We start from the raw sequence: 12,723 nt of genomic DNA, 5'->3' as shown, positions 1-12,723 counted from the left end.
TGTGGTCACATACCTAGACTAGACCAAGACCAGACTAAACTAAGACCAGACTACAACTATAACAAGACAAACACTACACAAGACCAGATTATTGGCTAGCTTGCGCTAGCTATTTTTTATGGGGTGGGAAAAGAAAAAATAAAAAAGAAGATGATGGGAATGCGAGCGCGTCGGCAATAGCGTTCCAGTTTATGGTTGATGGTAGAATTATAAATTTTTTCGTTCGGTGAAACGAAGATGGGAAGCGTCTCATCTTTATCCTTTAATAGCTGAGAAAACTGGATGATGGTTTGCCAGTCTAAGGGAATTTTACGGACGGATGATTTGTTTTTGGTAGGTAAGAATCCACCGTTGCCCTTGTAGTCCCATGTTTTGTTGACAGTCAGCAATTGATGCGAGAAGTCAAAGTCTTTTGGTGTTAATGCCAAGGCTTCGGAAAAGCGCATTCCTGTTTTGGCAATGAGTAGGATAAACCATTCCCAACTAATGGACGATGATAGGGGAAGGTTGGCGAGTAGTGTGTGTAGCTCAAATTGGTTTAGGTACTTTGGCTTTTTAGTGCGCGGCGATTTACCTTTGATAATAGCTTTGCGGGTAGGATCGCGACTGATGAGTCCTTCATCAACGGCATCGAGGATCGCCGCTTTCAGCTGATGATGAAAGTCCAAGGTGGTCTGTCGTTCATGTTCGGCGGCGTAATCATTAAGGAGCTGTTGATAGGTAATGCGGTTCATATCCTTAATCGCTAAGTGAGGAATGAGCCGTGTTAGCCAAGCATGTGTCATGGTATATTTTGCCATGGTCACGGGACGGATGGCACCTTCCTTATATACTTGTATCCAACGTTTGTAGTAGTTATGAAATAATTCGTTGCCTGTGATTTGTTCCAGCATAGAGAATCCTCCTTGCGGTCGGTGCTGTACAAAGTAATCTATTTGTATTATTTCATAGATTGACCTCTTTCCACACTTCGTTATGATCATATATTTTTTCTTTTTTTGAAAGAGCACGAGCATGGAGAATACGCTCTTCGTCGAGCTTCATATCGTCTTCGATTTCTTTCCCCTTGTCACAGTTAATGATTCGTTATATAATAATATAGCTAATCATCCATAGCATTGGATTATGGCAGTTCTGCGGGGCTCGTGCAAGGGAGGCCTGTGAACCGTGTCAGGATCGAGAGATAGCAGCACTAAGCGGTAACCTCTTTGTGCCACGAGGGTACCTGTGGAACTGTCATAATCGAGTGCTATGAGTAGTAAAGCAGCGATAGCGCTGCTTTTTTTCATATACGGATAAAATTTAACGGGAAAGGAGAGAATCGTCATGAGCTATATGGCATTGTATCGGCGGTGGCGGCCGAAGGATTTTACGGATGTAGTCGGACAAAAGCAAGTGAGCGAAACGTTGATGCGGGCTATCCGCGAGGACAAGGTAGCGCATGCGTATTTGTTCTCCGGACCGCGCGGTACGGGTAAGACGAGCATTGCAAAAATTTTTGCTCGCGCCATTAATTGTGAAAAGGGACCGACGGATCATCCGTGTAACGAATGTACTTCGTGTAAACAAATTCTCGAAGGTCGTTCTATGGATGTGCTTGAAATTGATGCCGCATCAAATCGAGGTATTGATGAAGTGCGAGCGCTCCGTGAAAGTGCAAAGTTTATGCCCGTAGAGGGGCGCAAGAAAATTTTTATTATCGACGAAGCGCACATGCTGACAAACGAAGCGTGGAATGCTTTACTTAAGACAATCGAAGAGCCACCGGCACATATTATGTTTATTTTTGCGACGACGGAACCGGAGAAGATTCCGGTTACGATTTTGTCCAGGTGTCAACGCTATACCTTCCGTCGCATTACGGCGCAGGATATTACGGAGCATTTGTTACATGTAGCCGAAGGTAGTGGCATACAGCTTGATCCCAAAGCGGCACGGCTTATCGCGGTGCATGCGGACGGAGGACTTCGCGATGCACTGAGTATTCTCGACCAGTGTTCGGGCATGACGGATGATGTGATCACCATTGCCCATGTAGAATCCATGATCGGGCTTGTCAGTAAGAAATGGGTTATCGACATGGTGTCGCATATCATGCACGGTGACGGGGCGGCTATGCTCTTGGCTATTCAATCGGCACTTTCGGAAGGACGCGATACGAAGCAAATGGTGTCGGCCTTGACCGAACATTTACGAGCGTTGTTGGTGGCAAAGGTTATGCCTGAGGCGGAGGAGCTACAAATTTACGATTCCTTCAAGGACGATTTCGAGGCACAGGTACAGGCCATCTCGGCCGGTCAGATTGACAGCTATGTGCGAGCCTTGCAGTCAATTCAAAATGATGCGAAGCGCGTAGATAATCCGCGCACGGTTATCGAGGTAGGTTTGCTGGCGTTGGCGGCACGAGCGCGTGTCAGCGACAGTGAATTGGAAGATCGCTTGGCTGCAATAGAATTTAGGTTGGATGCGGACGATGATGGTTTGAAAACGCGGTTGTCACAGCTGGAACATTCGGTAGAGTGCGGTGTAGCGATTAGTCCTGCCGGTAGTGGGCAAGGACCGTCAATAGATACGTCCGCTGTTACTGCGACCGAATCGAACACGACCGGGGCTATGCGTATGGCACAGCCACAAATGGCAACGCAGAACGTGACAATGCCGAGTCAACCGGGAAGCGTACCGCTGGGGATACCGGGCATAGTACCACCGAGAAAACCGGGTACGGTGCCGCCGGGAAAACCGGGTACGATTCCGCCGCGGGGACAGATACCACAACAATCGCCGCAGCAGCCGACGCACAGGGTAGGTCAGGTACCGCCTCCGTCGAAGGCAAGTGCTTCGCCTGTGTCAAACGGTATAGGAGCTGTGCCACCACAATCACAAAGAGAAACAGAGACGCATACGTCAGCAGGAACGGCACCGACGTTCAGTACCTTAGGGACTACCAGCAGCGGTGTGGCTGCAGAGATTGGCGAAGGAATTTTACCGCCCGGTGAGTATAGAGGAATTCAGGGCCGTGTGTTACAATGGATGCAGGGCAAAAAAATGCTTATGAGTGCCGGCTTTTATCGGATGGGGCAACTCATTTATGTAGATAACACCAAAGCGGTGATTGCCTTTAATACGGATTTCAATGTGAAAATGGCTACTACCGATAAGGTAGTGAAGGAAGCCACGCAGGCGTTTTCTGCGGTGATGGGTCATGCGGTGACGGTGCTGGCCGTTGGCAGCAATACGCCGGAGGATAAGTCCTATCGTGCAGCGGCACGAGGCGGTGGCGGACACGGCGCAGCATCTAAGGAACATCCGGCAGTACCGACGAAGGAATCTACGGCAGCTGTTACGGCATCGGCAGATACCGGTGCCAATGATAGAGTAGAGCGTGCTACGGCTAACGATGCGCCGGCGCATACTACGGTTAGGGGTACGGTGCCGCATACTGCGCCGACGGATACCGCTTCGGTCGGTGCGCGTAAGGTAGTCGGTCAAACCGCAACTGACCAGGCGAAAACCGGTGGCGATGAAGCAAAGGCATCCGGTGATACGCCCCATGCAATGCGGGAACGCGTTGATGGGTTACCGGCCGATGTGGATGATTTCGGCAGCGGCATGATTGTGACAAAGCCATCCGATGAAGCAACAGTGGATATAACGAAGCTCCCCAAATGGGATCCTAACCATTGTCGTGAAGAGGAGCTGGCCAATCCGGTATTACTCGGGGCCCTCGCACAAGCGGCGGCGGACGGTAATGATATATATGTAGAAGTAATAGATGATGATCAGGAGGACAAATAATGTTCGGTAATATGGGTAACATGCAGGGCATGATGAAAAAAGTACAGAAAATGCAGGCTGAAATGGCAAAGATGCAGGAAGAGTTAAAGACGCGTACCGTAGATGCATCCGTTGGCGGCGGTGTTGTATCCGTTGTGATGAACGGTGAAAAATTGGTACAGTCCATTAAAATCGATCCGGCTACGGTAGATCCGGAAGATGTGGAAATGTTAGAAGATTTGATTTTGGCGGCTGTTAACGAAGCGTCCAAAAAAGTGGATGACATGTTGTCTCAGGAAATGAGCAAAGTAACGGGCGGTTTGAAATTGCCGGGTATGTTCTAAGAACTAAGGTAGGCAGTAACATGACGAACGCATTGGAACGTTTGGTAGAGGAGCTGCGTCGTTTGCCCGGCATCGGTGCGAAGTCGGCTCGTCGGTTGGCGTATCATCTGGTGGAGTTGCCACCGGAAGAGGTGGATCGATTGGTGGCGACGATTACGGCGGCGAAGGAAGCTACCAAGCATTGTTCGATTTGCTTTAATTTATCGGCGCAGGATCCTTGTGAATTCTGTGCTAACGAAAACCGTGACCACACGACGATTTGCGTGGTGGAAACATCGCGCGACGTGATGGCTATCGAACGCAGCGGCGACTACAAGGGTTTATATCATGTATTGGAAGGAGCTTTGTCGCCGATGGAAGGCATCGGTGCCGGCGATATTCGCATTAAAGAATTGATTGCTCGGCTTCGGGACGGTGTGGTAAACGAAGTAATTTTGGCGACGGATCCCGATGTGGAAGGGGAAGCGACGGCGCTGTACATTGCCCGTCTTTTACAACCCAGCGGGATTAAGGTCACCCGCATTGCCCGCGGTGTACCGGTCGGCGGCGATATTGAATACGCCGATGAGGTCACCTTAGGCGGGGCGGTAACCAATCGTCAAGAGATGTGAGGCGTTTTTGATGGATATTACAATGCAAGGTATTTTGGGCGTTATTGCGGTCATTGTACTTTTTAAATTAGCGTTTTATACGGTGAAGAAGGTAATCATTCACGTGATTACCGGGTATGCGGCGTATTATATTGCCACGGCGTACTTCGGTATTCCCATCGATTTGGGAATTATGATGTGGGCGCTTATGGCATTGTTCGGACCGCTGCCGATTGTAGCCGTAGGATTATGGGATTATTTTGGTGCGTAGGAGTAGAGAATGGTACGATTGAATGCAGCTCAACAGCGAATTGTAAATGAGCTGGATCGCAACATTCTCTTGTTGGCCTCGGCAGGCACAGGAAAAACAAATACATTGGCCTATCGCGTGGCGCATATTATTGAAAGCGGCCGCGCCGCCGGTGAAGAAATTTTATGCATGACTTTTACCAATAAGGCATGTCGTGAAATGAAGGAACGCATCGCCGGCAAGGTAGGTCCTAAGGCGAAGGCTGTGGAAGTAAGTACCTTTCACAGCTTTTGTTATGCCCTGCTTGCAGAGGAAAGCAAGAGACAGGATGATCTGTTTACGGATATTACCATTTATGACGAGGAAGATTGCAAGGAGCTGTTGGCACCGTTAAAGCCGGCAGGCATGAAGGACATAGAGTTCCAAAATTTGGTGGCTTGGGTGAAGGAAGCCCGTTCGCGGTACGGTTTCTATTCGGACAGCTCTACCGAGGATTATAAGCACACCATTCGCCGGGCCTATGCGGAAGAAAAACAAACTATGCTTCGCTTGTTAGGCGGTGCAGATAGTTTTATCATGGGTGATGTGCAGCGTCGTTTTGAGTATGACGGATACAGAATCATGGTAGCTTATGAGGAAGCGTTGCAGCAGGTACACGGTGTGGATTTTACGGATTTGATTACTCGCGTGCATCGCCTGTTTCAAAATGAAGAGGTGCGTCATCGTTGGCAGCGGCGGTACAAGTATATTGCCATTGATGAAATGCAGGATACCAGTGCGCTGGAGTGCGAAGTGATGAAAGTGTTGTGGCAGGGCAATCATGTGCTGCTATGCGGTGATTATTTCCAAACGATTTACGAGTGGCGCGGTTCGGATCCGTTGGCCTTGCTGAAAGCCTATCGCGATGAGTTTTCGCCGATGACGGTGGTCTTTTATGAAAATTACCGGGCGAACCAAACCTTGTTCAAAGCATCGCTGGCCGTGCTGCAGGCGATGTTCCCGGATATTATTGATGATTTCTATGAGGAAACGCCGTACGCCGTGACCGGTGATGCGGGAACGCCTATTACGATTCATGGCGCACCGACGGAATGGAAGGAAGGGGCGTATATTTTCGATGCCATACGCAGCTTGCCGAAGGACAGCAATGTAGGTATCTTGGTACGCAACAATAAGCGAGCTCAATATTTGAGTCGGTTGTTTGCCAATTTAAATGTGCATCTGCCGCCGGAAGAACAACGGGAGTTTATGATCATTGATGAGTTTAAATTTTTCCGTCGCCAAGAGATTAAGGACATTATGGCGTATTTTAAATTACTTCTTAACTCGCATGACAGCGTCAGTGCCAAGCGTATCAGCAAGCGGTATGTCAAGGGGATAGGCGAAGCGCGTATTCAGGCGATTGAAAGTGCGGACACGCGCCAGGCCGGATTGACGTTGACGGATTTCTTCGACATGGCCATCTTTGAAGGGGAACCGTATCAGCGTCTGTTGGAAGGTCTTAGCGCTGGCAAGGTAGTTGTTTTCGATGTGGAAAGCACGGGAACGGATACGACGACGGATGAAATTATTCAGATAGCGGCCATTCGGTTGGGCGCAGACGGCAGTGAGGCGGAATGCTTCGAGCGATTTATTTGCCCTACAAAATCCGTTGGGGACTCACAGGCCGTACATGGCTTTAGTGATGAATGGTTGAAGGAACACGGTGAACCGGCAGAAGCGGTGCTAGCCGATTTCGTGGAGTTTGCCAAGGATGCGGTTATCGTCGGTCATAACGTAGGCTATGATATCAGCATTCTCGGCAGTGAGTTACACCGTCATCATTTGCCGCAACCGAGATTTAGTGCGGTGTACGATACGCTCGATATTTATCGCCGGTTTTATCCGAATTTGTTAAATCATAAGCTGGGATTTTTGAGTGAATATTTTCCCATCGATCACAAGCCGACGCATAATGCTTTGGATGATATTCGGGCGACGGCGCTGCTTTTATTGTATGCGGTGAAGGAGAATATTGAGCCTACCGCGGATCGTCGGCGTGCATTAATCGGTTCGTACAAAAATGCCTTTGCTACGATTGCCTCTCAAATGGCTACATTGCGGCGCAAGAGTAAAAGCGAACGACCGACGCAGCTACTGGCATACATCATGAATGACATGGGCGTGCTGCAATATTATAAGCAAGCCCGTGAGGAACAACGAGTGGAGTATATTCGAGATTTGTATCGCATGATGGAACAGCTGGAGCAAGAAGAAAGTGAGCTAAGCGGTCCCGATTGTCTGCGCCGTATATTGCAGCAGGCGGCGCTTACTGCCGGTGAACCGGATCAGCGTATTAAAAACGAAACGCGTATTCCGATTATCACGGTGCATCAAGCAAAGGGCAGCGAGTTTGATTATGTGTTTTTGGCGAATATGAATGTCGGTGTCTTCCCGGGAATGTTGGCCATACGAGAGGGCAAGGAAGAGGAAGAGAAGCGTTTGTTTTATGTAGCTTTGACGCGGGCGAAGAAGCAGTTGACCATTAGTTATATTACGACGAATCACCGCGGGGCACCGTGGAGTGAAAGCCCGTTCCTGGCGTATTTGCCGAAGGAACTGGTGGAGCGTAAGTGAAAGGAGCACAGGTATGGCACGAAAAACAAAACGGCCCGATGATTGGGTGCGACTGATTACCGATGAGGCTACCAACATGACATTGGGAGCGTGGCTTGATACGGAAGGCTATCCGCGGTCAGCGATGAAGACGCTGTTTCAAGAAAAGCTAGTTCTCGTCAATGACAGAAAGGCGAATCCGAAAACAATTGTAACGAGCGGTGACGAATTGCGTTTGCAGATGCCGAAGGAAACTATCGATCACGAACCGATGGAAGGACCGTTAACCATTGCCTATGAAGATGAGGATTTGTTGATGGTCGATAAGCCGGTGGGATTGACGGTAAATTCTGCCGGACAGGAATCCATGGCCAATCGGATTGCGGCGTATTTCAAAGCGCAGAAAGAATGGCGCAAGGTGCGCTTTCTAAATCGTTTGGATCGCGATACATCCGGTCTTTTAATTGTGGCAAAAAGCGGCTTGGCCCAGAGCTTGTACCAACAGCAGTTGGAAGAGAATAGTCTGGAAAAATGGTATACCGCCGAAGTGGTAGGTCGTTTGGAAGGTGACGGCGTAATTGAGCTTCCCATGCGGCGCAGCAAGGATGGAATTCATTACGAAGTGCATGAAGAAGGCAAGCTAACTAAGACGGCGTATACGGTGATCACTGCCGGCGATGATGTATCGACGGTGTGCATTCGCCTTTATACGGGCAAGACGCATCAAATTCGTGTAGCCATGGCGCATATCGGTCATCCCTTGCGATACGATGGTTTATACGGAACGGCGGTGGAAGGTAAGACATTTTCTCTGCGTGCATCGAAGGTGTGCTTTACATCTTTAAGAACCGGTCAGCGCGTGGTAGTAGAAGTATAAGTATAAGTATAAGGCCACAAATATGATGAAGTAGAAAATGTATAGCTTTGTGGGTCATGAATAAAGAAAGCTAAGCGAAGAAAGCTAAATAAAGACAGCCAGGCAAAGAAAACTAAATAAAGAAAGCCAGGCAAAGAAAGCTAAGCAAAGAAAAAACTCTTACCTTGGGTGACCATCAATTTGTGATGGCGTCCCGTAGGTAAGAGTTTTTTAGATTCAGAGGTATGCGTATACTAGGAAATTAGTACCAAATGTAACGGATGAGTACGATAAGAGCGAGGGGATACATAATCCATTTTACTTCGCTTGTACGACCGGCTACGATTTTCATCAACGGATATACGATAAGACCGGCAGCCACACCGTTGGCAATGCTGTAAGTAAACGGCATTAATGCAATAACGAGGAAGGCCGGGAACCCTTCGGTCCAGTCGCTGAAATCGATATCTTTAATGGCTTCCATCATCAAGGCACCTACCAAAATCAATACCGGGGAGGTAGCGCAGTTAGGTACTAAGGTGATGATCGGTGCGAAGAAAAGACATAACAGGAACATAATACCGCAGGTAACGGCGGTTAAGCCCGTACGTCCGCCGGCGCCGACACCGGATGCACTTTCTACGAAAGCGGTAATGGTACTGGTACCGAGTAAGGAACCAAAGCTTACGCCGACGGCATCAACAGTCATTGCTTTGCCGAGTCCGGGGAATTTACCTTCCTTCGGTTTTGCAATTCCCGCTTTGGTAGCGGTACCAATCAAAGTACCCATGGAGTCGAACAATTCTACAAAGGTGAACGAAAAGATAATCGTCACAAGTCCCATATGAAAGGCGCCGGGAATATCCAGCTGGAAGAACGCAGCTTTACTAAAATCCGGAACGGAAATAATACTGAAGTTCTGCGGCAGCTGTGCGTTACCGGTGATATAGGCCAACAAAGTGGTAGCAATAACACCGATGAGAAGAGCCCCTTGTACGCGGCGGGCCATGAGAATGGCGGTAAAGAACAAACCGAAGAGAGCGAGCAGTACTTGCGGATCGGCTAGATTACCCATGGTGAGTAAGGTTTCCGTAGAGCTTGGTGTTAGATGCCCCTTGGTAGCCGCTACCTGTGCCACCGTATCCGGTAACAGCGAAAGGGTAATGGTCATTAAGCCGGATAATTTTAAACCTATAATAGTAATGAAGAGACCGATACCGACGGTAATGGCAATTTTCATTGAAGCCGGAATCCCTTCAACAATCATTTGGCGCACGGTGGTTAAGGTCAGTACGAGAAAGACGATACCGGAAATGAAGACAGCACCTAATGCCGTTTGCCAAGGAATACCCATGCCGAGTACGACGGTGAATGCGTAAAAGGCGAGCAGGCCTACGCCCGGTGCCAGGCAAATCGGGTAGTTAACAAAAAGGCCCATGGCAATGGTTACAAGACCGCCGCCCAAGGCAGTGGCGATGAGTACCGCATCCTTATCCATGCCGGCAATACCTAAGATGTTAGGTGCCAGGAAGAGAATGTAGGCCATGGTAATAAAGGTCGTTAAGCCGGCGATGATTTCCGTCTTAACGGTGGTGTTTCTCTCTTGGAGAGCAAACAGTTTTTCTAACATTTTTACACCTCCGTAAAAATATACCTCTGAAATCGTTGATAAATTGATTTCAAGTTTATTGTACCATGGACATCCGTTTCTGGGGAGAGCCAATAAAGTTGTTATCCGTACTGATAGCTAAATATATACCTTGGAGACTCTTCATTTTGCATATGAGGTATGCTATAATGTGTGTATCAATTCCTACTCTGAAAGGGGTATTAAGTATGAAGATTTCTACGAAAGGTCGCTATGCATTACGTGTACTTGTCGATTTGGCAGAGCATAGCCAAAATAAAAACGTATCGATTCGCGAAATTGCGGAGCGTCAGGATATTTCCGATAAATATTTGGAGGGCATCGTCGCCAGACTCAGTGCAGCAGGGTACGTAAAGAGCGTGCGCGGTAAGTACGGTGGGTACCGGTTGACGAAGGAACCGAAGGACTACACCGTGTATGATATTCTCCGCGTAGCAGAAGACTCGATTGCATTGGTCGCTTGCCTTGAAACGGAAGAAAATCAATGCCCTCGCAGTAAGACATGTATGACATTGCCGTTATGGGAGCATATGCAAACGCAGTTCCGCGAGTATATGAGCGGTGTTACGTTACAGGATGTATTGGACAAGAAATTTGATATGTAGCGATATGAATGCGCGCCGAGTGTCGGTTGCGCATTTATTCGTTTCCACCTATCTATGAGGCGCTGCTTTCTTGACATCTTATGGGGAGTTGTATAGAATTATATTGTGATAAATTATTTTGTATAAGGAGATAACAAACTGATGAATGACGATTTATTAGCATTAAAAAATCAGTTATGCTTTCCCTTGTACGCCTGTGCAAAGGAAATAGTTCGCGCTTACCAGCCGTTACTGGATCCGCTGAATTTAACGTATACGCAGTACATTGTTATGATGGTGCTGTGGGAGCATAAACAGATGAATGTAAAGTGCTTGGGACAGTATTTATATCTTGATTCCGGCACATTGACGCCGCTGTTGCGTAAGATGGAAGCGAAAGGCTTTCTGACGCGGGAACGGTCAAAGGCCGATGAACGTACGGTGATTATTACTATTACCGAAGAAGGCGAAGCGCTTCATGAAAAGGCGTTATCGGTGCCACGGGAAATGGCAAAGCGAGTACATTTGACGGAAGAAGAATTTGAAACGATGTACCGTTTACTTTATAAAATGTTGGCTCAATTAACGAAACGAGAACAAAAAGTGTAGTTGTATGTACGGTAATTGGTATGTGTAGGTACGGTATGTACTATGAAGTATGTGTAGGAACTCCTTGAAGTATGGCTTCAAGGAGTTTTCTGTGTTGCATAGAGTGTTATGGTGACAGAAATATTTCGTTATCATAGTGTTATGGATATACAGTTATTATGATGTTGGATATATAGTAATATAAATATATTAGTATATATAAGGTTATAAAGCAGAAGAAGGAAGGGATTCTATGGATCATACAACCGGAGGTATGCGAAATGTATGGATTTTATCCGTCTGTATGGCGGCATTATCTATTTGCTATACAATGCTGGTTCCGTTTTTGCCGGTGTATTTGTTAGAGCTGGGCGTCAGTGAAGGCAGTGTTGCCATGTGGTCCGGTGTCGTATTTTCGGTGACCTTTTTAGTGGCCGGTATTATGGCTCCTATTTGGGGACGAATGGCGGATACACATGGGAAAAAGATTATGGCTATTCGTGCCGCTGTGTTGATCGGCATTACCTATATTTTGACAGGAATGGTTACCGACCAATGGCAGCTGTTCTTGACGCGCGCCTTGATGGGATTTGCCAATGGCTTTATGCCGGCGGCTATGACGATGGTATCGCTTAGTGTACCCCAAGAAAAAGCGGGGACGGCCTTGGGAATTTTTCAGACAGGCTTGATCGTCGGGAATGTTATCGGCCCGTCGTTAGGTGGGATGGTAGAATCGGTCATCGGTATGCGACCGGTATTTTACGTAGCCGGGATTGTTCTTTTCGTTGCGGCGGCGGTGGTGTATTTCTTTGTCAAGGAACCGCATGTAGCGATGAGTGAAGAGGAACGACAGCAGGCGAAGAAAACATCGCTTCGTGATGATTGGCGTATCGTGCGCAGCAAGAAAGTGCTGACGGAATTATTGTGGCTCTTCTTCATTATGCAAGGGGCTATTTTGATGTTGCAACCGATCTTGGCATTATATGTAGGACGCATGCAAGGCACTATGGAAGGAGCCGCCATGTTGTCCGGTATGATTTTAAGTATCGGCGGTATGGCCGGTGTGGTAACGACGAATTTATGGGCGTCCTTTGGACAGCGAAAGGGATATTTTAAAGCGATTTCCTTTGCCTTGACAGGTACGGGCATCGTACTGTTATTGCAAAGTTTGCCTTTCGGCATTTGGTGGTTCGGTGCGCTTCAGGTATTGGTAGGCTGCTTTATCGTTGGTGTAAACCCTTCCTTGAGTGCGGCAGTTACGGTGAATACGGAGCCGGGTGTACGCGGCCGTGTCTTCGGCATGTCGACGACAGCTCAGCAGTTTGGCTGTATGGTAGGTCCGTTGTTTGCCAGTATTGTTACTACGGTTATCGGCATCCAATATGTATTTCTCATTACCGGTGTATTACTTGCTGTAGTAGGCATTCGGGTATACCGTGTATGGGTAGTTGGGGTCAGAAACCGTCCCGGGGAAATATAATATATAGAATCCTT

11 protein-coding genes and 1 other RNA gene are annotated in these 12,723 nt (G+C 47.9%); 10 read left to right on the top strand and 2 right to left on the bottom strand.

The window, feature by feature from the left end; translation table 11 throughout:
- Positions 1-116: 116 nt before the first annotated feature.
- Positions 117-893, bottom strand: coding sequence for a tyrosine-type recombinase/integrase (locus Q5873_RS05750; RefSeq protein WP_303059784.1), 777 nt, complete (start codon positions 891-893; stop codon positions 117-119).
- 241 nt (positions 894-1,134) lie between these two features.
- Between Q5873_RS05750 and ffs the strand changes: the two genes are divergently transcribed.
- From ffs to Q5873_RS05715, 7 genes are all read left to right on the top strand, one after another.
- An RNA gene (gene ffs, locus Q5873_RS09715) (signal recognition particle sRNA small type) lies at positions 1,135-1,234 on the top strand.
- 92 nt (positions 1,235-1,326) lie between these two features.
- Complete coding sequence (gene dnaX / locus Q5873_RS05740) at positions 1,327-3,795, top strand: DNA polymerase III subunit gamma/tau (RefSeq protein ID WP_303059782.1); 2,469 nt, start codon at positions 1,327-1,329, stop codon at positions 3,793-3,795.
- Positions 3,795-4,118 (top strand): YbaB/EbfC family nucleoid-associated protein, encoded by a 324-nt coding sequence (locus tag Q5873_RS05735; protein WP_028255083.1) that lies wholly within the window; start codon positions 3,795-3,797, stop codon positions 4,116-4,118. The genes dnaX and Q5873_RS05735 overlap by 1 nt, the downstream gene beginning before the upstream one ends.
- Before the next feature lie 20 nt (positions 4,119-4,138).
- Positions 4,139-4,729, top strand: coding sequence for a recombination mediator RecR (gene recR, locus Q5873_RS05730; protein ID WP_028255082.1), 591 nt, complete (start codon positions 4,139-4,141; stop codon positions 4,727-4,729).
- A 10-nt stretch (positions 4,730-4,739) separates the two neighbouring features.
- Positions 4,740-4,979, top strand: coding sequence for a hypothetical protein (locus Q5873_RS05725; protein ID WP_028255081.1), 240 nt, complete (start codon positions 4,740-4,742; stop codon positions 4,977-4,979).
- A gap of 9 nt (positions 4,980-4,988) precedes the next feature.
- Entirely contained in the window at positions 4,989-7,574 is a 2,586-nt protein-coding gene (locus Q5873_RS05720; protein ID WP_303059779.1) for a 3'-5' exonuclease, read from the top strand.
- Between the two features lie 13 nt (positions 7,575-7,587).
- Complete coding sequence (locus Q5873_RS05715; RefSeq protein ID WP_303059777.1) at positions 7,588-8,430, top strand: RluA family pseudouridine synthase; 843 nt, start codon at positions 7,588-7,590, stop codon at positions 8,428-8,430.
- Positions 8,431-8,671: 241 nt separating this feature from the next.
- On the opposite strand, the gene Q5873_RS05710 is transcribed toward Q5873_RS05715, so the two are convergent.
- Entirely contained in the window at positions 8,672-10,039 is a 1,368-nt protein-coding gene (locus tag Q5873_RS05710; RefSeq protein WP_288301479.1) for an NCS2 family permease, read from the bottom strand.
- A 206-nt stretch (positions 10,040-10,245) separates the two neighbouring features.
- On the opposite strand from Q5873_RS05710, the gene Q5873_RS05705 reads away from it, so the two are divergent.
- The 3 genes from Q5873_RS05705 (at position 10,246) to Q5873_RS05695 (ending at position 12,709) form a co-directional block, all read left to right on the top strand.
- On the top strand, positions 10,246-10,662 hold the full coding sequence (locus Q5873_RS05705; protein WP_028255077.1) for an RrF2 family transcriptional regulator: 417 nt from the start codon (positions 10,246-10,248) through the stop codon (positions 10,660-10,662).
- Between the two features lie 141 nt (positions 10,663-10,803).
- Complete coding sequence (locus Q5873_RS05700; RefSeq protein ID WP_303059774.1) at positions 10,804-11,250, top strand: MarR family winged helix-turn-helix transcriptional regulator; 447 nt, start codon at positions 10,804-10,806, stop codon at positions 11,248-11,250.
- 232 nt (positions 11,251-11,482) lie between these two features.
- Positions 11,483-12,709 (top strand): MFS transporter, encoded by a 1,227-nt coding sequence (locus Q5873_RS05695; protein WP_303059772.1) that lies wholly within the window; start codon positions 11,483-11,485, stop codon positions 12,707-12,709.
- The last annotated feature ends 14 nt before the right edge of the window (positions 12,710-12,723 follow it).

It is taken from the genome of Veillonella magna (genome assembly GCF_959600285.1).
Lineage (GTDB): Bacteria > Bacillota > Negativicutes > Veillonellales > Veillonellaceae > Veillonella_A > Veillonella_A magna.
Note: the sequence above shows the minus strand (reverse complement) of the source record. Positions and strands in the feature narration are given on the sequence as shown.